The sequence below is a fragment of the Anaeromyxobacter sp. Red801 genome (assembly GCF_049201065.2).
Lineage (GTDB): Bacteria > Myxococcota > Myxococcia > Myxococcales > Anaeromyxobacteraceae > Anaeromyxobacter.
The window spans coordinates 311076-330568 of record NZ_CM181236.1 but is presented as its reverse complement, the minus strand read 5'-3'; the positions used below and the strand labels follow the sequence as shown (position 1 = coordinate 330568).

The following is a 19493-nucleotide window of genomic DNA, read 5'->3' as shown; positions in this document are numbered from 1 at the left end:
GCCGCTCCAGGGCCCCGACCGCTCCTGCGGCCGGGGCCCTCGTCTTTCCATGCCGGACCGCGCCGCGGGGAACCTGCTCCCGGGTCCCACCCGCGTCGTCTATTCGCCGGGGCGGGCCCCCTCCGGTAGAATTCCGCCCCCATGGCGGAGGTGAGACAGCAGCCCGCCCCCGCCCACTCCTCGGAGCCCGGGGCGGGGTCCGGGACCGGCTTCGAGCTGCGGCTCGAGCGCGGCGGCGCCTCGGTGCGGCTCGCGGATCGCGAGCTGGCGCCGGGGCTCACGCTCGAGTGCCTCACGCTCCGCGTCCCGGACGTCCACTTCCCGTTCGACGCGGGCGCCGGCGCGGCGCAGTTCCGGAGCCGGCTCACGGACCTCGTCGAGCTGCGCGTGGCGCTCACGCCCGCGCCGGTCGAGGCGGCCCTGGCCCGCGCCGGCCTGGGCGCGCTCGGGCTGGAGGACGTCCGGATCGCGTTCCGCGAGGGCTTCGCCGAGCTGGCCGGGCGGATCTCCGCCGGGCCCGCGTTCACGCTGCAGGCGGGCCTCCTGCCGCGGGGCGAGCGGGGCCTGGCGCTCGTGTTCCACTCGCCGCGGATCTACGGGCCGGCGCCGCTCCCGTCCGCCGCGCTCCCGCACCTCGCCGCGCGGGCGCTCGAGGCGGCGGGCGCCGCGGCCCTGCCGGCGGATCCGGTCGCGCCGCTCCTGCGCGCCGCGCTCGCGCCGCGGGGCTGGAAGCTGCCGCGCCCGCACGGCGCGCGCCTGGCGCGGGCCGCCTTCGGGGCCGGGGTCGCGCGGATCGCCTGGGAGGCGGCGGGCGGACCGGCCGAGACCGGCGGCGCGCCGGACCTGCTCGCGGCGGACGAGGGCGCGCGCGCGTTCGCGCCGGCCTGCGAGGCGCTGGCGCGCGGCGAGCACGAGCCCGCCCGCGAGGCGCTGCTGGCGCAGGGGGCCGCCGCGGCGTCCCACCCGTTCGCGGCCGAGCTGCTGCTCTCGCTCTTCCTCCTCGAGGATCGGTTCCACGACGAGGCGCTCGACCTCGCCGCGGCCTGGCTGCAGCGGCGCCCGGACTTCGCGCCCGCGCTCCTCGCCGAGGCGCTGGTGCGGCAGGCGCGCGGGGAGCCGGCCCGGGCCGCGCGCGCGTTCTCGGCGCTGGCGGCGGCCGCCGGCGCGCGCGGCGAGGCGTTCGCGGCGCTCGCCGGCGCCGAGGCGGTCTTCGGCCTGCCGGGCGCGGACCCGGCCGACGCGCTGCGCGCCGCCGAGGTCGCGCTGGAGGTCCGGCGCGACCACGTCCCGGCGCTCCGCGCCCTGCGGGCGCTCTCGGCGGCCTCGGGCGATCGCGAGGCGCTCGTCCGCGCCGACCGGCGGCTGGTGGCCTACGACCCGGATCCGCAGGAGAAGGCGCGCGCCCACGCCGAGCTGGGCGAGCTGCTGCTCCACAGCGATCCGGCGGCGGCCCGCCTCCACCTCGACCAGGCGCTCCGCCTCGCCCCGGAGGACCCGGCCCCGCTCGCCGCGCTGGCGCGCGCCTGCGCCGCCGCCGGCGAGCCGCTCCGCGCGGTGCGGGCGCTGGACCGGCTGAAGGAGGTCCACCTCGCCCGCGGCGACCGCGCCGCCGCGGCCGCCGCCGCGCTCGAGGCGGGCGCCGCGTGGGAGGGCCCGCTCGCGCACTCCGAGAACGCGCTGCTGCGCTACCGCGCCGCCGCCGAGCTGGCGCCGGGCGCCGAGGTCCACGCGCGCGCCGCCCGCGCCGCCGAGGCGCTCGGGCACTGGGCCGAGGCGGCCGACTTCCACGCGCTGGCGCTCGCCGGGTTCGACACGGCCACGCCGGGCGGCGCGGCGCTGGCGGTGCGCACGCGGCTCGCGCTCGCCGAGGTGGCCGAGCGGCGGCTGGGCGATCCGGCCGCCGCGGCGGCGCACCTCGAGGCCGCGGCGGCGCTCGCGCCCGAGGACGCAAGCGTGCTGGACCGGCTGGTGGAGCGGCTCCGCGGGCTGGGGCGGCCGGCGGCCCTCGCCGGCGCGCTCGACCGGCGCGCCGAGCTGGAGCCGGACGCCGGCGCGCGGGCGGCGCTGCTGGCGGAGGCCGGCGCCGCGCTGCGCCCGGCCGGCCAGGACGGCGAGGCCGCCCGCCGCTTCGCCGCGGCGCTGGCGCTCGACGCCGCCTGCGCCCCGGCCCTCTCCGGCCAGGCCGAGCTCGCGGCCGCGCGCGGCGACGCCGCCGCGGAGCGCGAGGCGCTGGAGCGGCTGCGCGCGCTGACGGCGGACGCGGACGCCGCCGCCGCCCTCGACGACCGCATCGCCGCGGCCGCGGAGCGCGCCGGCGACCTCGCCGCGGCGCTCGCCGCCGCCGCCTCGGCCCGCGCCGCCCGCCCCGGGCCGGCCCGGCTCGCCGCCGAGCTGCGGCTGGCGCGCCGCGTGGCCGACGCGACCACCGTGGCGGAGCTGCTGGCCGAGTCCGCGCGCCTCGCCGCGGCGGCCGGCGACGCGCCCACCGCGGCCGCGGCCTGGCTGGAGCGGGGGCGGCTGCTCGTGCCGGTCGATCCGGCCGCCGCGCTGGCGGCGCTCGCCGAGGCGCGGGCCGCGGCCCCCGGCGACCCGGCCGTGCTGCGCGCCCAGGCGGACGCGGCCGCGCGCGCCGGCGACGCGCGGCTCGCGCTCGGGGCGCTCCGCGCGCTGCTCGCGGGCGGCGCCGCCGACGCCGCCGAGCTGGAACTGCGCGCGGCGCGGGCGGCGCTGGAGGCGGGCGAGCCGTCCGCGGCGCGAGAGCACGCGGAGCGGGCGCACGCGCTCGAGGCGCCCGGCGCGGGCGCGCTGCTCGCGGAGGTGCTCGCGGCCACCGGCGACGACGCGGCGCGGGCGGCGCTGCTGGAGCGGCTGGGCCGCTGGATGGAGGCCGCCGAGCTGCACGCGCGCGCCGGCGACCTGCCCCGCGCGCTCGCCGCGTGCGAGCGGGCCGCCGACGACCCGGCCACCACCCAGGCCGCGCTGTCCCGCCTCGCCGAGCTGCGCCTGGCGGGCGGCGACGCGCGGGGCGCCTCGCGCGCGCTGCTGCTCCTCGCCCGGCTCACCGGCGGGCGCGAGGGCGCCACCCTGGCGCTGCGGGCGCACGGGCTCGACCCGGCCGGCGAGGCGCTCGACCTGGCCGCGCAGCTCGATCCCGCGTTCGCGCCCGCCCGGGCCCGGCGGGCCGCCGGGCGCGTGGCGGCGGACCCGCGCGGCGCGCTCGGCGACGCCGAGGCGGCGCTGGCCGGGGACGCGCTCCCGGCCGCGGACCGCGCCGGCCTGCTCGCGCTCGCGGCCGGGGCGGCCGCGGCCTGCGGCGACGCCGGCGCGGCGCGCCGCCACCTGTCGGCGTACTGCGAGGCGGTCCCCGGCGACGACGCGGCGCTGGCGCGCCTCGCGGGGCTGCACCGCCGCGCCGGCGACGCGGCCGGGCTGGAGGAGGCGCTCCGGCGGCGGCTCCCGCTGGCGCGCGGCGCCGACGGGGCCGCGGTCCGGGCCGAGCTGGCGGCGCTCCTCGCCGGCCGCGGCGAGGCCGCCGAGGCCGCGCGGCTCGCGGGCGAGGCGATCGAGCTCGATCCCGGCTGCCTCCCGGCGCTGCGGGTGCTGTGCGCGGCCCCCTGCGCGGGCGCGCTCGCCCCGGCGCGGGCGCTCGACCTCCTCGGCCGGCTCGCCGCCCACCCGCTCGCGGACGCCGCCGAGGCCGCGGCCGCCCAGGCCGGGCGCGCGCGGCTGCTGGCCGCCGGCGGCGATCTCGCGGGCGCGCTCGACGCCGCCCGCGCCGCGGCCGAGGCCGGGGACGACGACGCCGCGCTGGAGCTCCGCGCCGAGCTGGCGGCCCGCGCCGGCGCGCCCGCCGAGGCGGCCCGCGCGCTGCTCGCCCGGGCGCTCCGCGCGCGCGACCGCGGCGAGGCGGACGCGGGCGACCGCCTCGCCGAGGCCGGGCTGGCCCTGCTCGCCGCCGGCGGCGCCGACGACGCCCCCGCCGCCGAGGCCGCGCTGCGCGACGCGCTCACGCTCGCCCCGGGCCGCGAGAGCGCCCGCGCCGCGCTCGCCGCCCTCGCCGAGCGCGCCCGGGAGCGCGGGGACGCCGCCGCCGAGCGGGACGCGCTCGCCGCGCTGGTGCCGCTGCTCCCCACCGGCGCCCGCCCCGCGGCCAACCTGCGCCGGGCCGCGCTCGCGGCGGCGCTCGGCGACCGGGCCGGCGCGCTCGCCGCCGCCGAGGAGGCGCGCGCGCTCGCCCCGCGGGATCCCGCCGCGGTGGAGGCGGCGCGCGCGGCCGCCGAGGCCGCGGGCGACCTGGGCGCCGTGGCCGACCGGCTGGAGGACCTCGCCGCGCTCGAACCGGCCTCCGCCGGCCGCCGCCGCCTGGAGCGCGCCGGCCTGCTGGCGCGCCTCGGGCGCGCCGCCGAGGCCGACGCCGCCTACGCCGCGGCCATCGCGGCGCTCCCGCCCGACCGCGGGCTCGCCGAGGAGCACGCCGCGTTCCGGCGCGCGCACCTGCCCGCCCGCGCGGCCGGCGAGCCGCTCGAGCGCTACGCGCGCCGCGCGCCGACGCCCCGCGACGCGGCCCGGGCGCTCCGCGCCGCCGCCGCGCTGGCGCTCGCGCAGGGCGACCTGGGCGGCGCGATCCGCGCGGCGCGCCGCGCCTACGCCCGCACCCAGGACGATCTCGCGTTCGCGGCGCCGCTGCTCGCGCGCGTGCTCTACCTGGGCGGCGCGTCGGGCGAGGCGCTGGTGGTGCACCGGCGCCTGCTCGAGGCGGGGCTGGGCGCGCTCCCGCCCGAGGACGCGCTCGCGGTGGCGCGGCAGCTCGCCGAGCTGGCCGAGGACCGCGGCGAGCGCGCGCTCGCGCACGCCGCGCTCGGCGAGGTGCTCGCCCGCCGCCCCCAGGATCTCGACGCGGCGGTGCGCCGGCTGGCGCTCGACGAGGACCCGGAGCGCGGCGCCCGCGCCGTGCTCGCGGCGGCGGAGGCGGCCCGCTCCGGCGCGGCGCGCGCCGACGCGCTCGGGCGCGCCGCCGGCGCGCTGCTCGCGGCCGGCCGGCCCGACCTCGCCCGCGATCTCTACCGCCGCGCCCGCGCCGAGGCCGCAGCCGACCCGGTCCGCAGCGCCGCGCTGGCGGCGGCCCGGGCCGAGGCGCTGGCGCGGGCCGGCGCGCCCGAGCCCGAGCGGCTCGACGCGCTGGGCGAGGCGGCCGACCTCGCGCTCGACGCCGGCGAGCCGGAGGCCGCGCGCCGGCTGCTCGCCGACGCGGTGGTGCTGGCCCGCGCGCTCGACCGGCCCGCCGAGGCCGCCCGGCTCTCGCTCCAGCTCGACGCGCTCGCCGCGGCGGCCGGCGACTTCGCCGCGGCCGCCGCGCACGCCCGCGCCGCCGGCGCGCTGCTGCTCGACGCCGGCGACCCGGCCGCCGCCGCCGAGGCGCTGGACCGCGCGGTGGCGGCCGCCCCCGGCGACGCGGAGGGCGTGGAGCTGCTGGAGCGCGCCGCGCAGGCGCTCGGCGACGCGGGGACGCCGCACCTCGCCCGCGCGCTCGCCGCCCGGGCCGCCGCGGCCGCGCCGGGCCCCGCCCGCGCCGCGGCGCTGGTGGCGCTCGCGGACGTCCACGCCGCCGCCGGGGCGACCGGGCCGGCCGAGGCCGCGCTCCGCGAGGCGCTCGCGCACGACCGCGGGAGCGCCGCCGCCCGGGAGCGGCTCACCGCGATCCTGACCGCGACCGGCCGCGACCCGGAGGTCGCGCGGATGCTGCTCGACCGGGCCGAGCGCGAGGCCGATCCGGCCGCGCGCGCCCGCATGCGGCGCGACGCGGTCACGCGGCTCGCCGCCTCGCCGGATCCCGCCGACCGCGCCCGCGCCGCCGAGGCCTGCGCCGCGCTCGCCGCCGAGGGCCCCGCCGACCCGGTGGCGCTGCGCGCCGCCGCGGCGCTGCTCCGCGACCTGGGCCGCCGCGAGGAGGCCATCCCGCTGCTCGCCGCGCTGGTGCGCGCCGACCCGGACGACGAGGACGCCGCCCGCGAGCTGGCGGACGCGTACGCCGACCGCCACCTGGAGCGCGCCGAGCTGTTCCTCGGGCGCGCCGCGCACGCGCGCGGGCCGGCCCGCGCCGGCCGCCTGCGCGAGGCCGCGCGGGCGCTGCACGCCGCCGGCGAGGACGAGCGCGCGCGCGCCGCGCTGCGCGCCGCGTTCGACGCCTGGCCGGCGGACGACGGCGCCTTCGTGGCCGCGCTCCGCGAGGCGGCCGCCGACCCCGAGCGGCTCGACGGCGTGCTCTCCGCGCGCGCGGCGGCGGTGCCGGCCGAGGCGGCGAGCTGCCACCGCGCGCGCGCCGACGCGCTGCTCGCGTTCGGCGAGGGCGAGCGCGCCGCGGCCGCCTACGAGGCGGCGCTCGCGGCCGCGCCCGGCGACGTGGAGACGCTCGCGGCCCTGGCCGCGTGCCTCGCCGCGACCCGCGGCGCCCCCGCCGCCGCCGAGCTGGACCGGCGCCTGGTGGCGGGCGCCGAGGAGGCCCGCGGCGCCGTGCCCGCCTCCGCCGAGGCGGCCGCGCGCTACCGGCTCGGCCTCGCCGCCTGGGCCGAGGGCCGGGCGTCGGACGGCATCGCGCACCTGGAGCGGGCGCTCGCGCTCGCGCCCGCCGACGAGCGCGCCGGCATCGCCTGGGCCGCGCTGGCGCACGGGCACGCCGCGCTGGGCGACGCGGGCCTGGCGCTCGCCGCGGCCCGGAGCCGCGCCGAGCGCGCGCTCGCGCTGGGCCTGGCGGAGGAGCGCCGTGTGGCGCTGGAGGCCGCGGCGGAGCTGGCGGAGACGCTGGGGGACGCCGGGCCGGACGCGGCCGGGCTGCTGGAGGCACTGCTCCAGCTGCGCGCCCGGGAGGGCGAGGGGCCGGAGGCGCTCGCGGCGCTGGCCGGCCGCGCCGCGGCGGCGCTGGAGGCCGCCGGCGAGCCGGCGCGGGCCCGCGAGGCGCGCGCGCTGGGCGGCCTCGAGCCGGCCGCGCCGGACGCCGCCCCGCCGCCCCCGGCGCCGCCCGCCGGCGCGCGCGAGGCGGCCCGCGCGGCCGCCGAGCGCGCGCTCTCCTCCGACGATCCCGCCGAGCGGGCCGAGGCGTTCACCGCGGCCGCCGAGGCGCTGGCCCGCGCCGGCGCGCCCGACGACGAGGTGCGCGGCGCGCTCGAGCTCGCGGCCGGCGCCGACCCGGACGCGCCCGGCCCGTGGTGCGCGCGGGCGCGCCTGGAGGCCGCCTGGGGCGAGCCGCTCGCCGCGGCCCGCGCCCTGCTGTCGGCGTCCATCCGCAGCGACGGCGACGAGGCGGCGCGCAGCGCGCTCGAGGCCGCGCGGCTGTTCGAGGACGCCGGCGCGCACGGCGACGCGGCGCGCGCGTACCGGGCCGCGGTGCTGGCCCGGCCCGGCTGCGTGCCCGCCCGCACCGTGCTCGCCGAGGAGGCGCTCGCCGCCGGCGACCCGGGCGCCGCGGTCGAGCACCTCCGCGCCATCCCCGAGGCCGGGCTCTCCCCCGACGCGCGCACGGCGCATCGCCGGCGGCTCGCGCGCGCCCTGGACGCGGCCGGCCGCGCGGACGAGGCCGAGGCGCTCTTCGCCGAGCTGCTCGCCGCCGACCCCGGCGACCCGGAGGCGTTCGAGCGCGCCGCCGCGCTGGCGCTCGCGCGCGGCGCGCTCGACGCGTGGCTCGACCTGGCCCAGCTCCATGAGCAGGCGCTCGCGGCCTGGGGCCAGACCGCGCGGCGCCGCGACCTGCGCCAGGCGCGCGGCGACCTGTTCGCCTCGGCCGGGCACCTCGACGCGGCGCGCGGCGCGTTCCTGTCGGTGCTGGAGCTGGATCCGGTGTACCCGCCGGCGCTGGACGCGCTCGCCGCGCTGGACGGCCGGCGCGACGGGTGGGCGGAGGCCGCGGCGGGCCTGGCGGCCGAGGCCGGCGCGGCCGCGGATCCGGCCGAGGCCGCCGCGCTGCACCTGCGGCGCGCCCGCATCCTGCTCGACCGGCTCGGCGACGAGGACGCCGCGGCCGCGGCGCTCCACGAGGCGCTCCGGACGGCGCGCACCAGCGGCACCGCCGCCGCGCTGCGCGGCGCCGAGGAGGCGGAGGCGCTGCTCGCCGGGATGGGCCGCCCGGCCGCGCCCCCCGCGGCCGAGCCGGAGGAGCTCCACCGGCGCGCGCCCGCCGCCGATCCGGTGGCCGAGGTGCTGCGCGCGCAGGCCGCCGTGGCCGAGGGCGTGGCGCGGGCCGAGCTGCTGGAGCGGCTCGCCGGCCACCTAGAGCGCGCCGGAGACGCCCCCGGCGCCGCCGACGCGCTGCTCGAGGCGCTGGAGGCCGACCCGGAGCGCGACCTCACCTGGTCGTGGCTCCTGTCGGTCGCGGCCGGCGACCGGGCGCGGCTCGCCCGCGCCGAGGCCATCCGGGCCCGCAGCGCCGAGCCCGCCGCGGCCGAGCCGCCGCCGCCCGCCGGGTGGTCGGACGAGGAGATCGCGCGCGCGGCCGAGGCGCCCGGCGCGCTGCCCGCCACGCCGGCGGTGGGCGCCGAGCTCGGGCCGGACCACCCGCTGCCGGTGGCGGAGCTGGCCGCCCGCGGGCGCGCCCGGCTGCAGGCCGGCGAGTGGGAGCCGGCGCGCGCCTGGCTGGCGGAGGCGCTGGCCCGCGACCCCTCGGACCTCACGCTCGCCCGCGACCTCTCGCGCGCCGCCGAGAAGCTGGGCCGCTTCGAGGACTACGTGCGCCTGGGCGAGGCCTGCGCCGACGCCATCGCCGCCTACGACCCGCTCGCCGCCGCCGCGCGGCTGCGCCACTTCGCGGAGCTGCTCCGCACGAGGCTCGCCGACCCGGAGCGCGCCGCCGTCATGCTGGAGAAGGCGCTCTCGCTCGTGCCGGACGACGTCGAGGCGCAGCGCGAGCTGCTCGTGGCCCGGGCGGCGCGCCCGGAGACGCGGACGCGCGCGGCGGAGGGCTGGCTGGAGCTGGCGCGGCGCGATCCCTCCGACGCGACCGCGCTCGCCGAGGCGAGCGCGCTCTGCGCGGACCTCGCGGCCTCGGAGCGGACCGGCCCGGAGGCGTCGGCCCGGCTCGCCGAGCGCGCGCGCCTGGCCGCCTCGCTCGCCGCGTTCGCCGACCCGTCCCGCAGCGCGCCCGCCTCGGCGCCGGTGGCCGGGCACCTGCAGGCGGCGCTCCGCGAGCGCGTGGCCGCGCCGGGCGCGAACGGGCCCTGCGCGCGCCTGCTCTCGCTGCTCACGCCCTGGCTCGAGCCGCTGTTCCCGGCCGATCTCGCGGCGCGCGGCGCCGGCCCGGCCGACCGGCTCGCGCCCGCCGCCGCGCCGGCGCTGCACGCCGCGCTGGAGCGGGCCGCGCGGGCGCTCCAGTCCCGGCCGCACGCGGCGCTCCTCGGCGCCCGCCCCGGGCGCGAGGTGGTGATCGAGAACACCCGCCCGCCCTCGGTGGTGCTGCCGGCCGGGCTGGCGGACCTGCCGGAGGGCGCGCTCGCGTTCCTGGCCGCCCGCACGCTCGACCTCCTCGAGCACGGCTGGGCGCTGCTCGGGAAGTTCGCGCCCCGCGACACCGCCATCCTGCTCGAGCTGGCCTGCCGCTTCGGCGGCGGCGCGCCGCCCGCCATGGGCCTCCCCGCGGCGCACGCCGGCGCGTTCCTCGCCGCGCTGGAGCGGACCGTGCCGGGCGAGGTGAGCGCCACCGCGGCCGCGCTGGCGGGCCCGGCCGCGGCGGAGCTGCGCACGCTCGACCCGCGCGCGCTCGCGGCGGCGGTGCGCCGGACCGCGAACCGGGTGGGCCTGCTGCACGCCGGCGACCCGGGCCACGCGCTGCGCACGCTGGCGCTCCTCGACCGGCGCCTCGACGGCGGGCCGCTCGATCCGGCCGAGGCGCTCGCGCTCCCCGACCTCCGCGACCTCGCGCTCCTGGCCCTGTCGGATCCGTTCGTCGAGCTCCGGGTCGCGGTGCTAGGCTAGCCGGCCCCGTGCCCCGCCGTCCGTCCCACCGCGCGCCGCGCGCGCTCGCCCTCGCAACCCTCCTCGCCGCGCTCGGCGCCGCCGCGTGCCGCAGCGACGGCGGCGAGGACTGCCCGGGCGAGGTGATCGGCGTGTTCGGCCTGCAGGCGCGCCGGGTGGACGCCTCGACCGCCTGCACGGTGGAGCCGGAGGGCGGCTGGGCCGCGGCGGTGCCGGCGACCATCCCGGCGGAGCTCGCGACCGACGCCGCGGCGGTGTTCCCGGTGACGCTGGCGCAGGACCCGCGCACCGGCGCGGTGGCGCTCTGCACCGGGCGCGAGCACGAAGCGGTGCTGCGCGGGGCGCGGAGCGGCGACCACGTCCAGGCCTCGGCGGCGGCGGGCGAGGCGGTGCTGAGCGCCTGCGCCGCCACCTGCACCGCGGCGCTCACGGTCGCGATCGAGGGCGACCTCGCGTTCCCGGCGGACGGGCCGCCGACGCTCGCGGGGACGCTGGTGGAGACCTACGGGGCGACCGGCGGCGCGTGCGCGCCCTGCGTGCTCCCCTGCACCGCGAGCTACGCGTTCACCGCGGTGGCCCGCTAGGATCCTGGAATGGCGAAGGCGACGATCGAGGCGCGGCGCGCGGTGGTGCTCCTGTCGGGCGGGCTCGACTCGAGCACCTGCCTGGCGGTGGCGCGCGCCGAGGGGCTGGAGGCGCACTGCCTCTCGGTGGACTACGGGCAGCGGCACAAGGGCGAGCTGGCGCGGGCGCGGCGCATCGCGCGGGCGCTCGGCGCCGCCGGGCACCGCGTGGTGAAGGTGGACCTCTCCGCGTTCGGCGGCTCGGCGCTCACCGACGCGGGCATCGCGGTGCCGAAGGGGCGCAGCGAGGCGCGGATGGCGCGGGACATCCCGGTCACCTACGTGCCGGCGCGCAACACCGTCATGCTCTCGCTCGCGCTCGCCCACGCCGAGGTGATCGGCGCGGAGCAGATCTTCGTGGGCGTGAACGCCATCGACTACTCCGGCTACCCGGACTGCCGCCCGGCCTTCCTGCGGGCGTTCGAGCGGCTGGCGAAGGTCGCCACCCGCGCCGGCGTGGAGGGGCACCCGCTCCGGATCCGGGCCCCCCTGCTCCGGCTCTCGAAGGCGGGGATCGTCCGGCTGGGCACGAAGCTCGGCGTCCCCTACCGCATGACCCTGTCGTGCTACGACCCGATCCGCGGCCGCGCCTGCGGCCGGTGCGATGCCTGCCGCCTGCGCCGAAAGGGATTTGCCGAGGCCGGGGTGCAGGACCCAACTCAATACGCGAAGTGACCGGCCGGACGGCCGGCGGAGGAGACCCGCAAGGATGCCGCAGATCACGAGGAAGTACCCCGGCAAGAAGGCCGGTGAGATCTACGAGAAGGTGGACGAGGTGATGGAGCGCATCGCCGAGAAGCTCTCCCTCGACTACCAGAAGGACGGCGGCGCGAAGACCGGCAAGGTCTCGAAGATGGGCGTCAGCGGCGCCTACGCGGTGAAGGACGAGGAGGTCGTCATCGACCTCAAGTTCCCGATGCTGGTCCCGGGCTCGATGCGCCAGAAGGTCCAGGAGGACATCGAGCGGAAGCTGGACGGGCTGTTCGGCTAGCCCGCGTCCCTCGACTCCGCGCCGCACGCGAGAAACATCAGCGCTCACCCTGAGCGTCCCTCGACTCCGCGCCGCACGCCAAGAATATCCCCGCTCACCCTGAGCGTCCCTCGACTCCGCGCGGCCATGGGCCGCGCTACGCTCGGGATGAGCGGGCGGAGTCGAAGGGTCGGGATGAGCGCGCGGAGTCGAATTGTCGCGACGAGCGGCCGGGGTCGAAGGGCTAGTCCAGCGGCACCACGATCGCCCCGGCGCGCTCGTTCATGCGCTCCACCGCGGCGTAGATCGCCTGCAGCGGCGAGTCCCCCGACCCGGACGCCGACTTGAGCGCCGTCCGGCGGCGCTTCGCGGACGGGCCGGCCACGATGCGGGCGCCGGCGCGGCCGTGCAGCGCGTCCGGCCAGACCCGGACCTGCATGCCCGCGCGGTAGAGCGCGAGCAGGACACGTCCCATCTCTGCGGCGACGCGTTCGTCGGCGTAGGTCATCGAGCGTTCCGTGGTGCGATCCCGCCGGGTTCGGCCGCGAGGCATGGCTCCATCCTCCCGGAATCCGGCGTTCGGCTGCGCATCCTAGCGGGGGTGCCTGACAGCGCCAGTTTCCGGCCCCGCCGGTCGGGTGCGGCCGGTCCGGCCAGGCCCCAACAGGCTCCTCCGGCCCGCCGCCCCGGCGGCTTCTCGCCCCCGCGCGGCACGGCTACGTTCAGGGTGCATGATCGCGCGCTGGACGAGCTTCGCCGTGGGGCTGGCGCTCCTGCTCGCGCCGCTCGTGCTGGGGTACGGCGAGGTCGGGCCGATCCTCCGCGACGTGGCGATGGGGCTGCTCGTCTGCATCGGCACGGTCGCGGCGATCGAGTGGGCGCCGGCGCGGTACGCGCTCGCGGCGCCGGCCGCGTGGCTGGTCTGGACCGGCCGCGGCGCCACCGAGCCGGCCGCCGGCGTGGCCGAGATGACCGCCGGCGCGGCGCTGCTGGTGCTCGCGTTCGTGCCCGGCGCGCGCGCCGTCCCGCGGCTCGGGCGCGTCGGGCGGGAAGAAGATCGCCCGGATCACGCCCGCGCCTGACGCGCTGCTCCGCCCCCGCTCCCCATCCCGCATCGCGTACAATCCGCCCGTGCCCGCCGCCGCCCCCGTCGCGATCGCCCACGCCGGAGCGTCCGCGCGGTGAGCCCCCCGCGCGCGAGCCCACCCGCCGATCCGACGCGGACCGCGCTCGACGCGCTCGCGGGGCTCCCGCCCGCCGATCAGCTCGCCGTGGCCGCGGCGCACCTGGGCGGCGACCCGCAGCCGCCGCTCGCCGGGCTCGGCCTCCGCGCCGGCTCCGAGCTGGACCCGTCGCCGGAGCGGCTCGACGGCGCGCTGCTGGAGGCGCTCTGCGCGCGCGCGCTGGCCGGCGCCGACGGCGCGGTGTTCACCCCGCCCGCCGAGGCGCGCGCGCTCGCGGCGCTCGGGCTCGCCCACGCCGCCGCGCGGCGGGGCGGACCGGCGCCGGCGGAGGCGGTGGCGGCGCTGCTCGCGGGGCGCCCGCTGCCGGCGCTCGCACGCGCGCTCGAGGGGCTGGCGGTGCTCGACCCGGCCTGCGGCGGCGGCGCGCTGCTCGCCGCGGCCGAGCGGCTGGCGCGCGGCGTCGGCGCGCGGCTGCGGCTCGCCGGGATCGACGTCGCCCCGCTGGCCGCCCGCGCGGCGGAGGCGCGGCTCGCCCTGCTCGGCGCGCGCGCCGCCGTCCGCCGCGCCGACGCGCTCGCCGCCCCGTGGCCGGCCGCCGACCTGGTGCTCGCGAACCCGCCGTTCCTGCGCCACGAGCGGCTCGCCGCCGCCGCCAAGGCCCGCGCCGCCGCGGCGAGCGGGCTGGGGCGGCAGGCCGACCTCTCCGCGCACTTCGCGGCGGTGGCGCTGCGGCACGCGCCGGTGGCGGCGCTGGTGTGGCCGCGGGCGCTCGACGTGTCGCGCTCGGCGGAGCCGCTCCTCGCCGACGCGCGGGCGCGCGGCGGGTTCGCGGTGCGCCTGCGCTCGCGCGCGGCCGGCAGCTTCGCCGCCTCGGTGGACACCGCGCTCGTGGTCTGGGCGGAGGGCGCCGCCGACGCGCCCGCGGCCGAGGCCTCGGTGCCGCTCGCCGCGCTCTCCGGCGCGGAGCTCTCGGCGCTCGCCCGCGGCGCCGGCGGCCCGCGCGTCCGGCTGCGCCGCCCCCGGCCGGCGGCGGCGCGCGGCGCGACGTCGCTCGGCGCGCTCTGCGAGGTGCGCTTCGGCACGAAGAGCGGGTGCAACGCGTTCTTCCACCTCGCCCCGCTCGGCGGCGGCCGGTACGCCTCGCCGCTCGCGGGCGAGGTCCGGCTGGCGCCGGGCGACGTGGTGGCGCTGCTCGCCTCGCTGAAGGAGGCGCGCGCGCCGGAGCTGGCCGAGCCGGCCGGCGTGCTGTTCCGCCCGCCCGCCGCGCCCGGCGCCGCCGCGCGGCGGTACCTCGCGCTCGGCGAGGCCGCCGGCGTGCACCGCCGCCCGAGCTGCGCGGGCCGCTCGCCCTGGTGGCGGCTCGCGCCGGGCCGCGGGCCGGCGCCGCTGCTCTACCCGGCCAAGGTGGGCGCGCGGGCGTTCGCGTTCCTGAACGAGGCGGGGCTGTGGGAGGACAAGAAGTGGCACGCGCTGTTCCCGCGCCCCGGCGCGCCGACCGCCTGGCAGCTCGCGCTCCTGCTCGCCGCCACGCCCGTCCGGCTCGCGGTGGACGAGGGCGCGCGCCAGCTCACCGGGGCGCAGGCCATCGCCGACGTGGACTGCCGCGTGCTCGCCGCCGCGCCGTTCCCGCCGGCGGACGCGATCCGCGCCGAGGCGGCGGAGCTCGCCGCGCTGCGCGCCGCGCTGGCCCGCGACCCCGTCACCACCGACCTGCGCGCCATGCTCGACCGGCCGGCCCAGCGGGCGCTCGACCGGCTGGCCGGGCGCCTGCTCGGCGAGACGGCCGCGGCGGTGGAGCGGCAGCGCGACGCGCTCGCGGAGCGGGTCGCGGCGCGCCTCGCGCACGCGGCCGAGGTGCGGCGGCTGCTGCTGCGGACGGGGTGAGCGCCCGGTCGCCGTGGCCGCTTCGCCCGTTCCCTCGCGGTTCGACAGGCTCACCGCGAGCGGATCCCTAGGCGCGCTCGCCCTGACCCGCGGCGGGAGCAGGCCGCCGCGAGCGGATCCGAAGGCCCGCTCGCCCTGAGCCCGTCGAAGGGCGAGCGCCCGGTCAGGGCACGTCGCCGTCCGGCAGCACGTCCGTCACCACGTCCGCGGCCCGGCGCGGCAGGGTCGCGACGTAGGTCGTCCCCGCGCGCGTCCGGATGCGGGCGAGCTCGCCGCGGTGCTGCAGCATGATCTTGCGCGCGGCCGCGATCCGGAGCGTGCCGACCCGGTCGTCGGCGCCGTCGGGCCTCACGCCGCGCTCGAAGTACGTGACGAACGTGTCGCCGCGGTCGATCGGGCGCGCGAACTGGACGCGCACCACCACGACGTCGTCGTGCGCTCGCCAGCGGAGCGAGACGCGCTCCTGCGCCCGCGTCCGCTTGAGCGCGTCCTCGAGGAGGATCGTCACGGCGTACGCGACCCGCCGCGGATCCCACTCCCCCGAGCCGTCGTGCTCGGCGTCCGGCGCGTAGTCGACGATGCGGTCGGGGAACCGGGCCCCGACGTCGTCGAGCGCGCCGCGGCACAGCGCGGCGAGGGTCGTCGGCTGGAGGTCGAGCGGGAACTCCTCGTGCTCGCCGCCGCGGCCCGGGCTCCGGTCGATGGCCGGGGCCTGGCGGCCGAGGAGCAGCTCGCTCCCCTGGTTGATCTCGCTGGACTCGGTCACGTCGTGCTCCCGCGGCAAAGGTGGCCCGCACCCGCGGCCATCGTTCGTGTAGGGAAAGGCCGGGCGACGTCGGGAAATTCCTGGCCCCCTTCCGACGCGGCGTGCAGCCTCACGCTCGCCCGCGCGGCGGACGCGGGATCCAGCGCGGCACGCGCTCCCGGAACGCGTCGTACTCGGCGCCGAACGTCTTCCTCAGCCTGGGCTCCTCGTACCCGACCACGAACCGGTGGAACGCCAGCCAGACGAGCGCTCCGTAGCCGAGCACGCGCAGCTCGCCGAGGAGCAGCGCCTGCCCGGCGATCACCGAGAGGACCGCGACGTACATGGGGTTCCGGACGTACCGGTACAGCCCGCTCACGACGAGCCGCCGGGGCGGGAGGACCGGCGCCGGCGTGCCGAGGCCGCGGATCGCGAACCGCGCGAACGACTCGAGCACCGCGGCGATCCCGGCGGCGGCCAGGATCGCGCCCAGGACGCGCGCCCCGGTGAACAGCGGCGGCCGCATCCGCCACCCCGCGATCCACCACGGGACGACGCCGGCGACCGTCGCCGGGGCGACCGCGAGGAACGCGAGCGTCCCGACCAGCGCCATGCGCCGGGTCATCGGGCCGCCGGGCCGTGCGCGGACGGGCTCCCCACCCTCAGCCCCGCGGCGCCTCGCGCGCCTGGCAGTCCGGGCAGGTGCCCACCAGCTCGTGGTGGTGCGCCTCGAGCCGGAACCCGTACCGGGCGGCCACCTCGCGCTGCAGGATCTCGAACGCCTCGAACTCGAACTCGACCACCTTCCCGCAGCGGGAGCAGACCAGGTGGTCGTGGTGCTGTCGCCCGAAGGTGGTCTCGTAGCTGCGGGCGTCGCCCGCCACGATGGCCGGCTCGAGGATGCCCGCCTCGGCGAGGAGCGGCAGGGTCCGGTACACGGTGGCCTTGGACCCGCGGATCCCGCGCTGCTTCAGGTCCGCGATCAGCTCGTCGATGGGGTAGTGCCCCTGGCGCGCCAGGGCGGCCTCGACGATGGCGGCGCGGGCCTCGGTGAGCCGGAGGTCCCGCTGATGCAGGAACCGCTCGAAGCGCTCCAGCGCCTCGCGCGTGCGCCCGTCCAGGCCTTCCGCGCGTCCCTCGCTCACATCGTCATACCTAGCGAGCGGGGGACCCTCCCGTCAACGCGGCCCCGAAATACCCCACGCCCGCCCGGGCGTTCACCTGGGCGCGCGCTCGCCTGCGCGTCCACCGCCCGCCCATCCGATAATGCGGCCCAACGTGCTCCCCTCCTCGACCCGCCCCATCTCCTCCCTGCCCGCCCTCCCCGCCCTGCTCGCCGGGGCGCTCGCCGTCGCGCTGCTCCCGCCCGCCGCGCTCGCCGCCGACCCGCCCCCCCGCGAGGCGGCCCGGGCGTTCGCCGCCATCGTGGACGGCTCGCCGCTCTCCGGCGCGCGGGTGGGGATCCTCGTCTCGGCGGTGGACACGGGCGAGGTGATCTACGCGCGCGACCCCGACGTCCTGCTCAACCCCGCCTCCAACGTGAAGCTGGTGACGAGCGCCGCGGCGCTGGACCGGCTCGGCCCCGAGTACCGCTTCGCCACCGAGTTCCTGGTCGAGCCGAAGGGCGGCGCGGCGCGGGCGCTCTACGTGCGCGGCAAGGGCGACCCGTCGATCGTGACCGAGCGGCTCTGGGCGATGGCCGGCGACCTCCAGCACCTCGGCGTGAAGCGCATCGGCGAGCTGGTGGTGGACGAGGGCTTCTTCGACGGCGAGCGGACCGGGCCAGGCTACGACCAGGAGGAGGGCGACCGCGCCTACCTCGCGCCCGCCGGCGCGCTGTCGCTCAACTTCAACGCGGTGGCGGTGCACGTCGGCCCCGGCGACCGCCGCGGCGCGCGCGGCCGCGTGGAGCTGGAGCCGGCCAGCGACTACCTCGAGATCGAGAACCGCACCACCACGGTGCGCGCCGGCTCGCCCAGGCGCGTGATCATCGAGTCGGTCGCGCGCGGCGGCAGGCAGCGGATCGTGGTGAAGGGGCGCGTGCCGCTCGGCAGCCGGACGCAGCCGCAGTGGCGCCGCATCGAGGACCCGGCGCTCTACCTCGGCCACACGCTGGCGCGGCTGCTCGAGCTGCGCGGGGTGAAGGTGGGGAAGGTGCGCGCCGGGGCGACGCCGGAGGGCGCGCGGCTGGTGCTGGTGGCCCAGTCCGACCCGCTCGGCGAGATCGTCCGCCGGCTCAACAAGACCTCGAACAACTTCGTCGCCGAGCAGCTCCTGAAGACGCTCGGGGCCGAGGTGAAGGGCGCGCCCGGGACCTGGCCGAAGGGCGTGCAGGTGGTGGAGGAGTTCCTGGCCGAGGCGGGCGTGCCGCGCGGCACGTACGTGATGAAGAACGGCTCGGGCCTCAACGACACGAACCGCTTCAGCGCCCGGCAGCTCGTGACGCTGCTCCGCGCCATGTACGGGCGGTTCCCGATCCAGCCCGAGTACCTGGCCTCGCTGCCGGTGGCCGGCCGCGACGGCACCATCCGCTGGCGGATGGAGGGCACCGGGGCCGCCGGCCGGCTCCGCGCCAAGACCGGCACGCTCGAGAACGTCACCAGCCTCTCCGGCTACGTGGAGGACGGCGCGCACCGGACGCTCGCGTTCGCGGTGCTGGTGAACGACTACCCGGGCCGCGCCGCCGGCGTGCGCCGCGCGGTGGACGCGCTCGGCGCCGCGCTCGCCGCGAGCGGCGGGCCGCCGGCGGGCCTCGAGGCGGCGGTGGCGCAGGGCAAGGAGCCCGGGCCGGCCGCGGCGGTGGCCGTCGCCGCGACCACCGACCTGGCGCGCTCGGCCCAGCCGTACTACGCGCTCGCCCGCACCGGCGACCCGCGCAACGAGCCGTTCCTGCGCGGCGCGCTCCGCGCCGAGACCGACCCCGCGCTCCGGCTCGCCATCGCCGAGGCGGTGTACCTGTCCGACCCCGAGGGCGAGGCGGCGCGGCGCAGCTTCCTCGACCACGTCACGCCCGACGCGCGCGTGCTCGGCCGGCTCTGGTCGGCCATGGGCACCGAGGAGCCGCCGCCGGTCGTCCCGTCGATCGCCGAGCTCGCCGGCGAGGGCGTCCCCGAGGCGCTCGCGAAGCTGGTCGAGCTCGCGCCCGCCGCCGCGCTCGACGGCGCGCTCGCGGCCCGCCTCGCCGAGGCGCTCGCCGGCGTGGCCGCGTCCGCGCCCGACGAGCTGGTCCAGGCGCTCCGGGCCGCGCGCGCCTCCGACGCCGACGCCGCCGTCGGCGCGCTCGGCGCCGGGCTGGCGCGCAGCGACGAGCGCGAGCACCCGTTCCCGCCCGCGCTCGCCGCGCTCGCGGGCCGGCAGGACGAGCTCGGCGCCTACGCGCGCGCGCTCGGCCCGCGGCTCGAGGAGGCCCGCCACGCCGCCGAGGCGGTCCGCGCCGCGCCCGTGCTGGTGCCGGTGCCGGTGCCCGTGGGCGGCACCGTGGTGCCGGCCTCCGGGCGGTAGGCCGGCCGCCAGGGCCCGTCATTCCGGCTGTCAGGGGGGTGGGCTAGGCTCCAACCTTCACTCACGAAGCCTGCGGCAACCGCAGGCCACGCAGAAGGAGAGCGACGCCATGGTGAACAGGGTCATCCTCGTCGGGAACCTCGGGAAGGATCCGGAGGTCCGGTACACGTCCGGCGGCCAGGCGGTCGCGAACCTCCGCATCGCCACCTCCCGCTCCTGGACCGACAAGCAGTCCGGGCAGCGCAAGGAGGAGACGGAGTGGCACGACGTCGAGGTCTGGGGGAAGCAGGCCGAGCAGTGCGGTGAGTACCTGGCGAAGGGCCGCCAGGTCTACGTCGAGGGCCGCCTGAAGACCGACAAGTGGCAAGACAAGCAGTCCGGCCAGGAGCGCTCGAAGGTGAAGGTGGTCGCCGAGACCGTCCGGTTCCTGGGCGGTGGCGGCGGCGCCGGCCGCGGCGCCGGCGGCCCCGGCCGCCAGCACGGCCCCGACGACGGTCCTCCCGGCGGCTTCGAGGAGCCGGATGCCGGCCCTGGTCCCGGCTTCGGCGGTGGTGGGGGCGGCGGCGGCGGTGGGCCGGACGACATTCCGTTCTAGCCGGCGCGCACCGCGTGCAGCACCGACGGCGGGG

General features: G+C 80.9%; 12 protein-coding genes. 8 read left to right on the top strand and 4 right to left on the bottom strand.

The window, feature by feature from the left end; genetic code table 11:
* Positions 1-141: 141 nt before the first annotated feature.
* Genes ACOQFB_RS01430 through ACOQFB_RS01415 form a run of 4 tightly spaced genes read left to right on the top strand, consistent with a single transcriptional unit; the run spans position 142 to position 11571 of the window.
* Positions 142-9957: a hypothetical protein gene (locus tag ACOQFB_RS01430; RefSeq protein WP_494492426.1), complete on the top strand. Its 9816-nt coding sequence runs from the start codon at positions 142-144 to the stop codon at positions 9955-9957.
* Positions 9958-9965: 8 nt separating this feature from the next.
* Complete coding sequence (locus ACOQFB_RS01425; protein ID WP_421609305.1) at positions 9966-10541, top strand: hypothetical protein; 576 nt, start codon at positions 9966-9968, stop codon at positions 10539-10541.
* A gap of 9 nt (positions 10542-10550) precedes the next feature.
* On the top strand, positions 10551-11255 hold the full coding sequence (queC, locus tag ACOQFB_RS01420) for a 7-cyano-7-deazaguanine synthase QueC (protein ID WP_059439553.1): 705 nt from the start codon (positions 10551-10553) through the stop codon (positions 11253-11255).
* Between the two features lie 34 nt (positions 11256-11289).
* Positions 11290-11571, top strand: coding sequence for a polyhydroxyalkanoic acid system family protein (locus ACOQFB_RS01415; RefSeq protein ID WP_059439554.1), 282 nt, complete (start codon positions 11290-11292; stop codon positions 11569-11571).
* 223 nt (positions 11572-11794) lie between these two features.
* Here the strand turns inward: ACOQFB_RS01415 and ACOQFB_RS01410 are convergent, their stop codons facing one another.
* Positions 11795-12103: a hypothetical protein gene (locus tag ACOQFB_RS01410; protein ID WP_012527829.1), complete on the bottom strand. Its 309-nt coding sequence runs from the start codon at positions 12101-12103 to the stop codon at positions 11795-11797.
* A 178-nt stretch (positions 12104-12281) separates the two neighbouring features.
* Here ACOQFB_RS01410 and ACOQFB_RS01405 point away from each other — a divergent pair, with 178 nt between their 5' ends.
* Both ACOQFB_RS01405 and ACOQFB_RS01400 read left to right on the top strand, forming a co-directional pair.
* Entirely contained in the window at positions 12282-12632 is a 351-nt protein-coding gene (locus tag ACOQFB_RS01405; protein WP_421609304.1) for a hypothetical protein, read from the top strand.
* A gap of 99 nt (positions 12633-12731) precedes the next feature.
* The gene (locus ACOQFB_RS01400) at positions 12732-14618 is read left to right on the top strand and encodes an N-6 DNA methylase (RefSeq protein WP_421609303.1); all 1887 of its coding nucleotides are present in this window, start codon (positions 12732-12734) and stop codon (positions 14616-14618) included.
* Positions 14619-14781: 163 nt separating this feature from the next.
* Here the strand turns inward: ACOQFB_RS01400 and ACOQFB_RS01395 are convergent, their stop codons facing one another.
* The 3 genes from ACOQFB_RS01395 to ACOQFB_RS01385 form a co-directional block, all read right to left on the bottom strand.
* Complete coding sequence (locus ACOQFB_RS01395; RefSeq protein ID WP_421609302.1) at positions 14782-15384, bottom strand: histidine kinase; 603 nt, start codon at positions 15382-15384, stop codon at positions 14782-14784.
* A 109-nt stretch (positions 15385-15493) separates the two neighbouring features.
* Complete coding sequence (locus ACOQFB_RS01390; protein ID WP_059439092.1) at positions 15494-15988, bottom strand: methyltransferase family protein; 495 nt, start codon at positions 15986-15988, stop codon at positions 15494-15496.
* 37 nt (positions 15989-16025) lie between these two features.
* Positions 16026-16508, bottom strand: a complete 483-nt coding sequence (locus tag ACOQFB_RS01385) for a Fur family transcriptional regulator (protein ID WP_059439091.1) — start codon at positions 16506-16508, stop codon at positions 16026-16028.
* 133 nt (positions 16509-16641) lie between these two features.
* Here ACOQFB_RS01385 and dacB point away from each other — a divergent pair, with 133 nt between their 5' ends.
* Positions 16642-18864, top strand: coding sequence for a D-alanyl-D-alanine carboxypeptidase/D-alanyl-D-alanine endopeptidase (dacB, locus tag ACOQFB_RS01380; protein ID WP_421609301.1), 2223 nt, complete (start codon positions 16642-16644; stop codon positions 18862-18864).
* A gap of 109 nt (positions 18865-18973) precedes the next feature.
* Complete coding sequence (locus ACOQFB_RS01375; protein WP_059439089.1) at positions 18974-19459, top strand: single-stranded DNA-binding protein; 486 nt, start codon at positions 18974-18976, stop codon at positions 19457-19459.
* Positions 19460-19493 lie beyond the last annotated feature (34 nt).